Annotated in this window: 13 protein-coding genes; 11 read left to right on the top strand and 2 right to left on the bottom strand. The window is 65.3% G+C overall.

Annotated elements, in window-relative coordinates; translation table 11 throughout:
• Positions 1 to 23 precede the first annotated feature (23 nt).
• Positions 24 to 1,646, bottom strand: a complete 1,623-nt coding sequence (locus ACVMDN_RS10050; RefSeq protein WP_076833148.1) for a helicase HerA-like domain-containing protein — start codon at positions 1,644 to 1,646, stop codon at positions 24 to 26.
• A gap of 352 nt (positions 1,647 to 1,998) precedes the next feature.
• Here ACVMDN_RS10050 and ACVMDN_RS10045 point away from each other — a divergent pair, with 352 nt between their 5' ends.
• The 11 genes from ACVMDN_RS10045 to ACVMDN_RS09995 all read left to right on the top strand — a co-directional run bounded on the left by ACVMDN_RS10045 (position 1,999) and on the right by ACVMDN_RS09995 (position 12,102).
• Positions 1,999 to 2,364: a hypothetical protein gene (locus tag ACVMDN_RS10045; RefSeq protein ID WP_016841849.1), complete on the top strand. Its 366-nt coding sequence runs from the start codon at positions 1,999 to 2,001 to the stop codon at positions 2,362 to 2,364.
• A gap of 57 nt (positions 2,365 to 2,421) precedes the next feature.
• Positions 2,422 to 2,829 carry a DUF4332 domain-containing protein gene (locus ACVMDN_RS10040; protein WP_018270650.1) on the top strand — a complete coding sequence of 136 codons (408 nt, stop codon included), beginning with the start codon at positions 2,422 to 2,424 and terminating at the stop codon, positions 2,827 to 2,829.
• 87 nt (positions 2,830 to 2,916) lie between these two features.
• Entirely contained in the window at positions 2,917 to 3,774 is an 858-nt protein-coding gene (gene folP / locus ACVMDN_RS10035) for a dihydropteroate synthase (RefSeq protein ID WP_456835272.1), read from the top strand.
• Complete coding sequence (gene folB, locus ACVMDN_RS10030; RefSeq protein WP_016842351.1) at positions 3,771 to 4,151, top strand: dihydroneopterin aldolase; 381 nt, start codon at positions 3,771 to 3,773, stop codon at positions 4,149 to 4,151. Before folP ends, folB begins: the two co-directional genes overlap by 4 nt.
• A 6-nt stretch (positions 4,152 to 4,157) precedes the next feature.
• The gene (gene folK / locus ACVMDN_RS10025) at positions 4,158 to 4,649 is read left to right on the top strand and encodes a 2-amino-4-hydroxy-6-hydroxymethyldihydropteridine diphosphokinase (protein WP_028331647.1); all 492 of its coding nucleotides are present in this window, start codon (positions 4,158 to 4,160) and stop codon (positions 4,647 to 4,649) included.
• Between the two features lie 105 nt (positions 4,650 to 4,754).
• Positions 4,755 to 6,629, top strand: coding sequence for a methylmalonyl-CoA mutase family protein (locus tag ACVMDN_RS10020; protein ID WP_456835273.1), 1,875 nt, complete (start codon positions 4,755 to 4,757; stop codon positions 6,627 to 6,629).
• Complete coding sequence (locus ACVMDN_RS10015) at positions 6,626 to 7,096, top strand: GFA family protein (RefSeq protein ID WP_057015646.1); 471 nt, start codon at positions 6,626 to 6,628, stop codon at positions 7,094 to 7,096. Before ACVMDN_RS10020 ends, ACVMDN_RS10015 begins: the two co-directional genes overlap by 4 nt.
• A 55-nt stretch (positions 7,097 to 7,151) precedes the next feature.
• Entirely contained in the window at positions 7,152 to 9,308 is a 2,157-nt protein-coding gene (gene scpA / locus ACVMDN_RS10010) for a methylmalonyl-CoA mutase (protein WP_141339555.1), read from the top strand.
• 73 nt (positions 9,309 to 9,381) lie between these two features.
• A complete protein-coding gene (locus ACVMDN_RS10005) occupies positions 9,382 to 10,146 on the top strand; it encodes an RsiV family protein (protein ID WP_141339584.1) in 765 nt (254 codons plus the stop codon).
• Between the two features lie 319 nt (positions 10,147 to 10,465).
• Entirely contained in the window at positions 10,466 to 11,458 is a 993-nt protein-coding gene (gene meaB / locus ACVMDN_RS10000) for a methylmalonyl Co-A mutase-associated GTPase MeaB (protein WP_076833131.1), read from the top strand.
• Positions 11,455 to 12,102 carry a pyroglutamyl-peptidase I family protein gene (locus tag ACVMDN_RS09995; RefSeq protein WP_456835274.1) on the top strand — a complete coding sequence of 216 codons (648 nt, stop codon included), beginning with the start codon at positions 11,455 to 11,457 and terminating at the stop codon, positions 12,100 to 12,102. The genes meaB and ACVMDN_RS09995 overlap by 4 nt, the downstream gene beginning before the upstream one ends.
• 32 nt (positions 12,103 to 12,134) lie before the next feature.
• On the opposite strand, the gene ACVMDN_RS09990 is transcribed toward ACVMDN_RS09995, so the two are convergent.
• The gene (locus ACVMDN_RS09990; RefSeq protein ID WP_456835275.1) at positions 12,135 to 12,425 is read right to left on the bottom strand and encodes a hypothetical protein; all 291 of its coding nucleotides are present in this window, start codon (positions 12,423 to 12,425) and stop codon (positions 12,135 to 12,137) included.
• Between the last annotated feature and the right edge of the window lie 476 nt (positions 12,426 to 12,901).

Genomic DNA, 12,901 nt, shown 5'->3' with positions numbered 1-12,901 from the left:
CGCTTCGGCCGACCGGCGCGGTGCTATCTGCGCAGCAATCCGCCGAGCGCGCCGCGCACCAGCGCCCGGCCGATCGAGCCGCCAACCGAACCGCCGAGCGATTTGCCGAGATCGGCGGCCACGCCGCCGATCACCTTGTCGGTCACCGAGCGCGTGACGCTGCGCGCGATCACCTGTCCGGTCGACATGCGGCCGCGCTTGACGTTGGTGCCGAAGATCGTGGACGCGATCGAACCGAGCTGGCCGAGGATGCCGCCACCCTCGCCGCCAGCGCTGCCGTCCGCCGGCGCCGCCGTCCCGGCGAGCCGCTTCTGGATGATCTCGTAGGCGGATTCGGCATCGACCGCGGTGTCGTATTTGCCCTTGACCGGGCTCGCATCCATGATCGCCTTGCGCTCCTCCGGCGTGATCGGCCCGATCCGCGCCGACGGCGGGCGCACCATGACGCGCTCGACCATCGACGGCGTGCCGCCGCCCTCGAGGAACGACACCAGCGCCTCGCCCTTGCCGAGCTCCATGATCACCCGCGCGGTGTCGAGCTTCGGATTGGGCCGGAAGGTCTGTGCGGCCGCGGCAACCGCCTTCTGATCGCGCGGCGTGAAGGCGCGCAGCGCGTGCTGCACGCGGTTGCCGAGCTGCGCCAGTACCTTGTCCGGCACGTCGATCGGATTCTGCGTGACGAAATAGACGCCGACTCCCTTGGAGCGGATCAGCCGCACCACCTGCTCGATCTTGTCCATCAGCGCCTTCGGCGCGTCGGTGAACAAGAGATGCGCCTCGTCGAAGAAGAACACCAGCTTCGGCTTCGGCAGGTCGCCGGCCTCCGGCAATTCCTCGAACAATTCCGAAAGCATCCAGAGCAGGAAGGTGGCGTAAAGCCGCGGGCTCTGCATCAGCTTGTCGGCGACCAGGATATTGACGATGCCGCGGCCGTCGCGGTCGGTGCGCATGAAATCCTTCAGCGTCAGCGCCGGCTCGCCGAAGAACTTGGCGCCGCCCTGGTTCTCGAGCACCAGGAGCTGACGCTGGATCGTTCCGACGGTCGCCTTGGATACATTGCCGTAGCCTTGCGCGGCCTTACGGATCGGCGCCAGCGGATCTTCCTCGTCGTCGGCAGCCTTCTTGCTGCCGTCCGGGGCGATCGCATCCAGCAGCGCCCGAAGGTCCTTCATGTCGATCAACGTGAGGCCGTTCTCATCGGCGACACGGAAGGCAACATTAAGCACGCCCTCCTGCACGTCGTTCAGATCGAGCATCCGCGAGAGCAACAGCGGTCCCATCTCGGTGACGGTGGCGCGCACCGGATGGCCCTGCTCGCCGAACACGTCCCAGAATACGGTCGAGAACTGATCCGGCTGGAAGGTCAGGCCCATCTCCTTGGCGCGCTTCAGGATAAAGTCCTTAGCCTCGCCGACTTCGGAGATACCGGAAAGATCGCCCTTGATGTCGGCTGCGAAAACCGGAACGCCGGCGCGCGCAAATCCTTCAGCCATGACCTGCAGCGTGACGGTCTTGCCGGTTCCGGTCGCACCGGTCACAAGGCCGTGGCGGTTGGCCAGCGCAAGCGTCAGCCAGGCTGTTTCCTCGCCCTTGCCGATAAAGATCTTCTCATCGGTATCGGCCAACTTGGTGTCGGACGTCGCCATCGCTTCGCCTCTTAACGCGATTTTAAATCGGCTCGATCCATTCGAACCGATGACATCATATTGCATCTTGCAGGTCGATTGAAACCATCGGCGCGCACTGATGTATATTGTCGCTGCACCAGTTCCTCATACTTTATTCCCGGCCAAGATTCCGGGCCAAGTGACGAAAGGCATTGCGCATTGCGACAAGATGGTGTGAATCCGCCGCTCAATCTTGCAGAGGTGCAACACTCCCGACGCGATCGAAAAAGAAAACGAACTGAAATGCGCGGATCGCTTGTATTTCGTGACACAGGCGCTCAAGATAAATCTTCAAGAATGATCCGGCAAAAACCGGTTGAGGCGGGGCAATATGGACGAATTGGTTGGGCAGCTGGCCGCGAAGGCCGGCATCGACGGTGCTGTCGCTGAAAAAACCATCGGCATCGTTCTGGGTTTCCTCCGTAACGAGGGACCTTCCGACAAAGTTCAGGCTCTGATCGACCAAATCCCCGGCGCCGAAGCGGCAATCGCCGCCTCCAACAACAGCGGTGGCCTATCGCGGTTGATGGGTGGCGGTCTGATGGCTGTCGGCACCCGGCTGATGGCGCTCGGATTGAGCATGAGTGAGATTCAGAACGTCGCGCGTGAACTTTTCAGGTTCGGCCGCGACAAAATCGGAGCGGATCAAATGGGCGAGATCATCTCGGGGACGCCGGGCCTCAGCCAGTTTGCCTGAAGCATTCTCCCAAAACGCCATTGCACGTGCGCTCCCTTCTACCTGCATACGAGTATCATGACATACCCCCTCTCCGAGATCGAAGGCCTGTCCGCCTATTGCGCCACCAAACTGAAATCGCAGGGTATCCGCACGACCGACGCACTGCTTGAAGCCGCCCGCACCGTCAAGGGACGCAAGGCGCTCGCCGCCAAGACCGGGATCAGCGAACAACAATTGCTCGAATGGGCCAACATCTCCGACTACATGCGGATTCCCGGCATGGGCAAGGCGAAGGTCGGTCTGGTCCGCGCCGCCGGCGTCACCACCGTGCGCGAGCTCGCGCACCGCAACCCGTCGCGGCTCGCGCAGAGCATGAAGGACGCCAATGTGCGGCGTAAGCTCGTCCGCGTGATGCCGTCGGAGAAGTCGGTCGAGCTGCTGATCGAAGAGGCACGCAAGCTGCCTCCCAAGATCACCTATTAGCCTGTCTTAACGGCATTCGGCCGCCGGCCGCGTCACCCGCCATCGCCACACCTTGACTTGCCGCTGCGGTCAGCGCAAAGCCACCGCATGATGGCGAGCAAGCCCATAGCATCGACGGTGACCGGCCCGGCCGTATCGGCGCTGCTGCCGGCGCTGTTGTCGCGGCCCTATCCGGCCGTGATGGGCATCCTGAACGTGACGCCGGACTCGTTCTCCGACGGCGGCCAGTTCGCCGCACCCGAAGAGGCGCTGGCGCAGGCCCGCAAGCTGGTCGCCGAGGGCGCCGATATCATCGACATTGGCGCGGAATCCACCCGTCCCTACGGCTCGCAGCCGATCACCGCCGAGGCCGAGATGGCGCGGCTGAAGCCCGTGCTTGCCGACGTGATCGCGCTTGGCGTGCCGGTCTCGATCGACAGCATGAAATCGGAGGTCGTGGCCTGGGCGCTCGACCACGGCGCTGTCATCGCCAATGACGTCTGGGGCCTGCAGCGCGATGCCGGCATAGCGCCGCTGGTCGCCGCACGCGGCGTGCCCGTGATCATCATGCACAATCGCGAGCAGGCCGATCCGGCGATCGACATCATGCAGGACATCGCCGCCTTCTTCGAGCGCTCACTCGCGATCGCCGCAAGCGCCGGCATTTCGCCCGACCGGATCGTGCTCGATCCCGGCATCGGCTTCGGCAAGACCCCGGAGCAGAGCATGATCGCGCTGGCGCGGCTTGCCGAGCTCGACGCGTTCCACCTGCCGCTGCTGGTCGGCGCCTCGCGCAAGCGCTTCATCAGCACGGTCGCGCCGTCGGAGCCGCAACAGCGGATCGGCGGCTCGATCGCGGCGCATCTGATCGCCGCGCAGAATGGCGCCCGTATCATCCGCGCGCATGACGTCGCCGAAACCGTTCAGGCGCTGCGCGTGGCCGCAGCAATCGAGGGACAGCAATGACCGATACGATCTTCATCACCGGGATCGTCATCCATGCCCGTCATGGCGTGATGGAACATGAAACGGAGGTCGGGCAGCGCTTCGTCATCGATCTCGAGCTCTATACCGACCTCTCGGAATCCTCGCGCACCGACCGCCTTTCAGATACGGTCTCCTATTCCAACGTGGTGGCGACCGCGACATCGGCATTCAAGAACACCAACTACAAGCTGCTGGAGCGCGCCGCCGGCGCGGTGGCCGAGGACATCCTGGCGAGCTTCCCGCGCATCCGGGCGGTCAAGGTCACGGTGCACAAGCCGCACGCGCCGATCGCCGCGATCTTCGACGATGTCGGCGTCGTGCTGACCCGCTCGCGCCATCAACCGCCCCAGGGTTGAACGCAGATGGCTGACGTCCTGATCGCCCTCGGCGGCAATGTCGGCGACGTCCGCACCACGTTTCGCAAGGCGATCGCCAATATCTGCGGCATGACCCAGGCCGCGCTTATCGCACGCTCGTCGGATTATTCGACGCCGCCCTGGGGCGAGCAGCAGCAGGACAGCTTCATCAACGCCTGCATCGAGATCGAGACCAGTCTCGATCCGCATGCGCTGCTGTTCACGCTGCACAAGATCGAAGCCAAATTCGGCCGCGACCGTGCCAATGAGCAGCGCTGGGGGCCGCGCACCCTCGACCTCGACCTGATCGCCTATGACGACGTCACACTGAACAAGCCGGAACTGACGCTGCCGCACCCGCGTTTGTTCGAACGCGCCTTCGTCTTGGTGCCGCTCGCCGAGATCGTTCCTGACCGCGTCATCGCCGGGCGCCGCGTCGCCGATGCGCTGGCGAAGGTCTCTACAGACGGTATTTTCCGTCTAGCGGACCTCGATTAAAGCGAAACCACCGCAAACAACCGTTTGGCTTGGCCGCCCGCCCGTGGCAATTTCCGGCCAAATCAAGGGGCCCCGCGCGGGGCCGGTGAAGGACGATTTGGGCGGATGACGACCTCGACTGACGATTTGGCTCTGGCTTCGGATTTTCGACCTGCGACCTATGACGACTGGCGCAAGCTGGTCGACGGCGTGCTGAAGGGCGCCCCGTTCGAGAAGCTGGTCGGCAAGACCTATGACGGCCTGAAGATCGATCCGATCTACCGCCGCGCCGCCAATTCAAGCCCGCTTGCCGGCCGCGCCGCCGCTGCACCCTGGCAGATCCTGCAGCGGGTCGATCATCCCGATGCCGCACAGGCCAATGCGCAAGCGCTGCAGGATCTCGAGAACGGGGCGACCGGCCTCGAATTCGAGTTCGCCGGGGGTCCCGGTGCGCGCGGCTTCGGTCTTGCCGACGCCAGCAAGAAGACGCTGGCGCGCGCCTGCGGCGGCGTCCATCTCGATGCCGGCATCATGATCGCGCTCAATCCGGTGATCGGCCGCGAGAACGCCGGCGAGACCTTTGCCGACATGGTCGAGGCCCGCAAGCTCGACCCGGCCAAGCTCGATCTGCATTTCAATTATCAGGCGCTCAGCACCATGGCCGTGCGCGGTGCTGCGGCCATCGCCTGGCCCGACTACGAAAAGTCGTTCGGCCAGGTCGTCAATGGCCTCATCAAGCGCGGCTTCAAGGGGCCGTTCGTGCTGGCCGACGGCCGGCCGGTCCATGATGCCGGCGGCTCCGAGGTGCAGGAACTCGCGTTCACGCTCGCGCTTGGCCTCGCCTATCTGCGCATGCTGGAGGGCGCCGGCATCGAGCTCGACGCGGCGCGCGCGGCGATCTCGTTCCGCCTCAGCGCCGACGCCGACCAGTTCCTGACGATGGCGAAATTTCGCGCGCTGCGGCTGCTGTGGGCACGTGTCGAGCAAGCCTGCGGACTTGCGCCGAAGCCGATCTTCGTCAACGCGCAAACCGCCTGGCGGATGCTGACCCAGCGCGATCCCAATGTGAACATGCTGCGCGCGACGATCGCGACCTTTGCGGCCGGGCTCGGCGGCGCCAATGCGATCACGGTGCTGCCGCACACGCTGGCGCTCGGCCTGCCTGATGACTTCGCCCGGCGCGTGGCGCGCAACACGCAACTCGTGCTGCTCGATGAGTCCAACCTCGCCAAGGTCTCCGATCCCGCGGCCGGCGCCGGCGGCATCGAGACGCTGACCTCGCAGCTCTGCGAGGCGGCGTGGATGCTGTTCCAGGAGATCGAGAAGGCCGGCGGCATCTTCGCCGCACTCGAGCAGGGACTGCTGCAAAACAAGGTCACCGCGACGCGATTGCTGCGCGAGACCAATGTGGCGAAGCGCCGCGACGTGCTGACCGGCGCCAGCGAATTTCCGGATCTGCGCGAGGCCGCCCCCGCGGTGCTGGATGTGAAACCATCAGCGCCGGCGTCCCTCGCCGGCGCCAAGGTGAAGTTCGACGCCCTCGCGCCGATGCGGCTTGCCGAACCGTTCGAGGCGCTGCGCGACAAGTCGGATGCCGCGCTGAAGGCGCATGGCGCACGGCCGAAGATATTCCTGGCCAATCTCGGCACCGCCGCGGACTTCACGGCCCGCGCGACCTTCGCCAAGAGCTTCTTCGAAACCGGCGGGATCGAGGCTATCGACAGCGAGGGTTTTGCCGACGCGGCGGCGCTGGCCGCGGCCTACAAGGCCTCGGGCGCCACGCTGGCGTGCATTTGTTCCTCGGATAAGGTCTATGCCGCCAGCGCCAGTGAGGCCGCCAGGGCCCTTCAAGGCGCCGGTGCAAGGCATATCTATCTGGCAGGGCGGCCCGGCGACCAGGAAGCGGCGCTGCGGGCGGCCGGCATCGGCGAGTTCGTCTTCGCCGGCGGTGATGCGCTGGCGACATTGCGCGACGCCTATCGGCGGATGGAGCAGACATGAGCGCAGAGGCACCATCGACACCCGTTCTGACCGGCGGCTGCCAGTGCGGCGCCGTCCGGTTTGCCGTCTCGGCGGCACCGACCCGGATCAGCATCTGCCACTGCCGGATGTGCCAGAAAGCGTCCGGGGCGCCATTTGCCTCTTTCGCCGACATCGATCGCAACGACTTCAGATGGACCCGCGGCAAGCCCGCCGCGTTCAGATCCTCCTCGATCGCCGAGCGCGACTTCTGCGCCGCCTGCGGAACGCCCCTGAGCTTCCGCCGCATCGACGGGCCCCGCATCGAGATCATGACCGGCGCCTTCGACCGGCCCGACCGGGTGATACCGACGCAACAATTCGGAACCGAGTCCCGCCACGGCTGGGTGGTCGGCATCGCCAACCTGCCGAGCCAGACCACGATGCAGAATTACGGACCGGACAAGATGGCGACCATCGTCAGCCATCAGCATCCGGACCACGATTGAGTTAGAAGCTACAGCGATTGATCGAACGCAATCGCCAGTTTGAGGAAGCCCAGGGATGACCCGCATTCCCAATTTCGCCGATGTCGCCTTCCAGCCCGTGGCCAGTACGGCCCCGGCTGCGAGCGCCGAGCCGTGGCTGACGCCCGAGGGCATCCCGGTGAAATCCGTCTACGGCGAGGCCGATCTCGAAGGCATCGACTTCCTCGAGACCTGGCCGGGCATCGCGCCCTATCTGCGCGGCCCCTACCCGACCATGTATGTCAACCAGCCCTGGACCATCCGGCAATATGCCGGCTTCTCCACGGCAGAGGACTCCAACGCGTTCTATCGCCGTAACCTCGCGGCCGGACAGAAGGGCCTGTCGGTCGCCTTCGACCTCGCCACCCATCGCGGCTATGACTCGGATCATCCGCGCGTCTCCGGCGACGTCGGCATGGCCGGCGTTGCGATCGATTCCATCTACGACATGCGCACGCTGTTCGCCGGCATCCCGCTCGACCAGATGAGCGTGTCGATGACCATGAACGGCGCGGTGCTGCCGATCCTCGCGCTGTTCGTCGCGGCTGCCGAGGAACAGGGCGTGCCGCCGGAGAAACTGTCGGGCACCATTCAGAACGACATTCTGAAAGAGTTCATGGTGCGCAACACCTACATCTATCCACCTAGCCCCTCGATGCGGATCATCTCCGACATCTTCGCCTACACCTCGCAGCGGATGCCGAAATACAATTCCATTTCCATTTCCGGCTACCACATGCAGGAAGCCGGCGCGACGCAGGACCTCGAGCTCGCCTATACCTTGGCCGACGGCGTCGAATATCTGCGCGCCGGGCTTGCCGCGGGCCTCGACGTCGATCGTTTTGCCCCCCGCCTCTCTTTCTTCTGGGCGATCGGCATGAACTTCTTCATGGAAGTCGCCAAGATGCGCGCCGCGCGGCTGTTGTGGGCCAAGCTGCTCAAGCAGTTCAATCCGAAGGATCCGCGCTCGCTGTCGCTGCGCACCCATTGCCAGACCTCGGGCTGGTCGCTGACCGCGCAGGACGTCTTCAACAACGTGATGCGCACCACGATCGAGGCGATGGCGGCAACCCAAGGCCACACCCAGTCGCTGCACACCAACGCGCTCGACGAGGCCCTGGCGCTGCCGACCGACTTCTCGGCGCGCATCGCCCGCAACACCCAGCTGTTCCTGCAGCAGGAGAGCGGCACCAACCGCATCATCGATCCCTGGGGCGGCTCCTACTATGTCGAGCGGCTGACCCGCGATCTCGCGCAGAAGGCCTGGGGGCACATCCAGGAGGTCGAGGCGCTCGGCGGCATGGCCAAGGCGATCGAGGCCGGCGTGCCGAAGCTCAGGATCGAGGAAGCCTCCGCCAAGACCCAGGCGCGGATCGATGCCGGCCGCCAGGCGGTGATCGGCGTCAACAAGTTCAAGCCCGAGAACGAGAAGCCGATCGACGTCTTGAAGGTGGAGAACTCCACCGTGCGTCGGCTGCAGATCGACAAGCTGGCGCGGCTCAAGAAGGAGCGCAACCAGAAGGACGTCGATGCGGCGCTCGCCGCGCTTACCCGCTCGGCGGGCGAAGGCAACGGCAATTTGCTGGCGCTGGCGATCGACGCCGCTCGCGCCAAAGCCACCGTCGGCGAAATTTCGGACGCCATGGAAAAGGTGTTCGGCCGCCACCGCGCCGAGATCAAGTCCATCACCGGCGTCTACAAGCGAGAGGCAGCGGCGATGTCCAACAAGGTCGAAAAAGTGCAGGCCCTGATCGATGCGTTCGAGGAGGCCGAAGGCCGCCGTCCGCGCATCCTGGTGGCGAAAATCGGCCAGGACGGCCATGACCGCGGCCAGAAGGTGATCGCATCGGCGTTCGCCGATGTCGGCTTCGACGTCGATATCGGACCGCTGTTCGCAACCGCCGATGAAGCCGCCCGTCAGGCGGTCGAGAACGACGTCCACATTCTCGGCGTCTCCTCGCTCGCCGCGGCACATCTCACCGCGGTGCCCGAACTGAAGGCCGCGCTGAAGAAACACGGCCGCGACGACATCATGATCATCATCGGCGGCGTGGTGCCGCCGCAGGATTACGACGCGCTGTATGCCGCCGGCGCCGAGGCGATCTTCCCGCCCGGCACGGTGATCTCGGATGCCGCCGAGGAGCTGATCCACAAGCTCAACGCCCGGCTCGGCCATAGCGCTGCAGCGGAGTAACGCTGCCGCGCTTGCCCCCTGCCACCTGGAGTTTTTCATGCGCGCCGATCGCTTGATGACGCCTGCCCGCATCATGGCTTTTACCGGCCTGCTGGCCTGCCTCTGCCTGCCCGCCATCGCCGCCGATCCGAAGCCCGACGCGTCGATCAAGAATGCGAGCATCGAGGCGAGCGTCTATCTCGACGACAGGATCAAGGCAGATAGCGCGCTGGCGGCCGATTGCCTCGCCGAAGGCAAGACGTGGATCGACAAGAATGCCGCCGAGGCTGCGGCCGACCGCAAGCAGGAGCCTGACCTCTTCAAGGATCGTGGTGGCTACTCGTTCGAACGCAAATACTCGGAGCGCTCCGTCGTCGACGGCCGCTATGTGAGCGTGCTGCGCGATGACTACATGGACACCCACGGCGCGCATCCGAACTCCGACGTCAACACCATCCTGTGGGACACCACCGCGAAGAAGCGCATCAGCATCCGCCCGTTCTTCACCGAGACCGCAGACAACGGCCCAACCCTGACGGCGATGCGCAAGGCGGTCATCGCCGCGCTCAACGCCGAGAAGAAGCGGCGCGATGCCGGCGAGACCGCAACCGCCGAGTGGTACAAGGAGATGAAGCCGACCCTGCTCAAGATCGGCGCCGTGACGCTGGCGCCGTCGACCGAAGCGGGCAAGAGCTCCGGCCTCACCTTCCACTACCCGCCCTATGCCGTCGGCCCCTACGCCGAGGGCCAATACGTGATCTTCGTGCCGTGGGAGACGCTGAAACCCTATCTGACACCGGAAGGCGCAAAGATCTTCGCCGGCGCACGGCCGAAGGGCGATGCGGACGAGCAGCAATAGTTCGTAGCCCGCATGAGCTGAAGCGATATGCGGGGCCGGTTTCCCCTGACATCGCGGAGCCTGTCATCGGGCGCGCGTTCGCGCGACCCGTTGGCTCACCCGGGCTACGGGTGTCTGCACGATTTCTGGATAATGGAAGAATGCCGCTGAGTTGCCCGACGTGTCAAGTAGCCTTGTCGCACGTGCCTTGTCGCACGCCGGCTGCCAGCCGCCGGCTCCTTTGCATGGGGTTGTTTTCGACATTTTGGCAGTGCGCCCCTGCGACGTGCCGATCCGCGTTCCCCTCGCCTGCCATGGCCAGCCGTTGTAAACCAACACCATGACCTCACCGAAGCCTGCCGCTCCCGACATCCGCGCCCTCGCCAAGGACCTCCGTGCCGGCCACCGTGCCGCGCTGGCGCGGGCGATCACGCTGGTCGAGAGCCGGCGCAGCGACCACCAGGCGGCGGCGCGCGAGCTGGTGCAGGCGCTATTGCCCGACACCGGCAAGGCGGTGCGGGTCGGCATCACCGGCTCGCCCGGCGTCGGCAAATCGACCACCATCGATGCGCTCGGCATGTTCCTGATCGAGCGCGGCCACAAGGTCGCGGTGCTGGCGGTCGATCCCTCCTCGGCGCGCACCGGCGGCTCGATCCTCGGCGATAAGACCCGGATGGCGCGGCTCGCCGTCTCCGACCAGGCCTTTATCCGTCCCTCGCCCTCCTCGGGTACGCTCGGCGGTGTCGCGGCGAAGACCCGCGAGGCGATGCTGCTGTGCGAGGCGGCCGGCTTCGACGTCGTGCTGGTCGAGACCGTCGGCATCGGCCAGTCCGAGACCGCGGTCTGCGATATGACCGATTTCTTCTTGGCCTTGATGCTGCCCGGTGCCGGCGACGAGCTGCAGGGCATAAAAAAGGGCCTTGTCGAGCTCGCCGACATGATCGCGATCAACAAGGCCGACGGCGACAACCTCAAGCGCGCCAACCTCGCCGCCGCCGACTATCGCAGCGCGCTGCACATCCTGGCGCCGCGCTCCGAGCACTGGCATCCGCCGGTGGAGACCTATTCCGCGCTGACCGGCGCCGGGCTCGACCGGCTCTGGCAGAAGATCCTCGACCACCGTACCGCGATGAACGCCTCGGGCGAGTTCGCCGGCCGCCGCCGGGAACAGCAGGTGAAGTGGATGTGGTCGATGCTGGAGAGCCGGATGATGGCGCGGCTGCGCTCGGATGCCGCGATCCGCGCCAAAGTGAAGAAGATGGAGGCCGAGGTCGCCGGCGGCCGCATCTCGCCCGCGGTCGCCGCCGAACAGATCGCGGAGATGCTGCATTGAGCGGCAGACTGCGCATCCTCGTCACCGGCTTCGGGCCGTTTCCGGGTGCGCCGTTCAACCCGACCATGCCGTTGGTGAAGCGGCTGACCGCCCTGCGCCGCCCGGCCTTCGACGACGTCGCGCTGTCGAGCCACATCTTCGACGTCACCTACGCCGCCGTCGATCGCGAATTGCCCGAGCTGATCGTACGACATCGGCCGCAGGCGCTCTTGATGTTCGGCCTCGCCGGCCGCACCGACTATCTGCGGATCGAAAGCCGTGCCCGCAACGCGGTGACCACGCGCTTCCCCGACGCCGGCCGCCAGCATGCACGCAAGGGATTGATTGAGGGCGGCGCCGATGCGCGCATGTTCGGGCCTCATACTGAAAAATTACTGCGCGCCGCGCTGGCGACCGGGATCGACGCGCGAGCCTCGCGCGACGCCGGCAGCTATCTCTGCAACTATCTGAGCTGGCGCGCGATCGAGGCCGTCAACGGCGACAATGACTTGCGCCTCGCGCAATTCGTCCACGTCCCGCCGCTCGCCCATGACGGCACGGCTGCACCCGGCAAATCATCGATCACGCTGGAAGCGCTCGTCGATGCCGGCGAGGCCATGCTGATGGAGCTGGTGAAACTGACCCGGCAGGCCTCGCGCGCGTGAGCGCGCGGATCGGGCGGTGTAAGTACACGTCCCTAGTTGGCATCCTCCAACTCACGCGTAGGCAAGCTGCGCATCATTTCAATGAACTCAGGCTCCGCAGGATCGATCTTGCGGAATCTGTAAGGCTCGAACCCAATCATCGGAGGAGGTAGCGCGACGCCCGCTAGCCCGACGGTCAGACTCCCCGTCCAGGTCGTCCCGATGAAATTGACACGGTAGATGCGCCCCTTGTGCAGCAGATGATGGATGGGCACTACCGGCCCAATGGCTCCTTTCTTCGGGCCATTGTCGATGCAGACAACCAGGTCTCCTACGTCAAACACCGGTCTCTCCTCTCAAGCCAGCGGGCGAGCAATACTCCAGACGCGTCAACCGTAGACCCCGGCAAATACTAAAATTGGATCGAATGACGAGGTCTGCAACGGGTTGAATTCAGTGTCGTCCCGGCGAACGCCGGGACCCATAACCACGAAAGATCATCGTCGCTGCGATGATGAGTCGCGTTCACAACACAAGCCGCGGCGTATGGGTCCCGGTCTTCGCCGGGGCGGCCTGGGAAGGAGTCGTGGGCCCGCATTCTCCCCGGTGTCAGGCCCGCGAAGGCGGGGCATCCAGTACGCCGCGGCCTCTCGATTCAAGCACCGGCGGCTCTGGAATTCTGGATTACCCGCATGCGCGGGTGACGACACCGAGGAACGACTGTTTGACAACGTGAATCGGTTGCACCCGCGATTAACCCTACCGCCAACAATCGCCGCGCTGCCTCGGCGTGTTCACCATGCCGCGCCGCCTTTCGCGC

The organism is Bradyrhizobium sp. USDA 4510, from assembly GCF_054059095.1.
The sequence above is the reverse complement of the archived record's forward strand: the minus strand, read 5'-3'. Positions and strand labels throughout refer to the sequence as shown.

Bases quoted from the DNA above. Each gene is read 5' to 3' on its own strand.
- ACVMDN_RS10050 (WP_076833148.1), bottom strand. From the start codon at position 1,646: ATGGCGACGTCCGACACCAAGTTGGCCGATACCGATGAGAAGATCTTT.
- ACVMDN_RS10045 (WP_016841849.1), top strand. From the start codon at position 1,999: ATGGACGAATTGGTTGGGCAGCTGGCCGCGAAGGCCGGCATCGACGGT.
- ACVMDN_RS10040 (WP_018270650.1), top strand. From the start codon at position 2,422: ATGACATACCCCCTCTCCGAGATCGAAGGCCTGTCCGCCTATTGCGCC.
- folP (WP_456835272.1), top strand. From the start codon at position 2,917: ATGATGGCGAGCAAGCCCATAGCATCGACGGTGACCGGCCCGGCCGTA.
- folB (WP_016842351.1), top strand. From the start codon at position 3,771: ATGACCGATACGATCTTCATCACCGGGATCGTCATCCATGCCCGTCAT.
- folK (WP_028331647.1), top strand. From the start codon at position 4,158: ATGGCTGACGTCCTGATCGCCCTCGGCGGCAATGTCGGCGACGTCCGC.
- ACVMDN_RS10020 (WP_456835273.1), top strand. From the start codon at position 4,755: ATGACGACCTCGACTGACGATTTGGCTCTGGCTTCGGATTTTCGACCT.
- ACVMDN_RS10015 (WP_057015646.1), top strand. From the start codon at position 6,626: ATGAGCGCAGAGGCACCATCGACACCCGTTCTGACCGGCGGCTGCCAG.
- scpA (WP_141339555.1), top strand. From the start codon at position 7,152: ATGACCCGCATTCCCAATTTCGCCGATGTCGCCTTCCAGCCCGTGGCC.
- ACVMDN_RS10005 (WP_141339584.1), top strand. From the start codon at position 9,382: ATGGCTTTTACCGGCCTGCTGGCCTGCCTCTGCCTGCCCGCCATCGCC.
- meaB (WP_076833131.1), top strand. From the start codon at position 10,466: ATGACCTCACCGAAGCCTGCCGCTCCCGACATCCGCGCCCTCGCCAAG.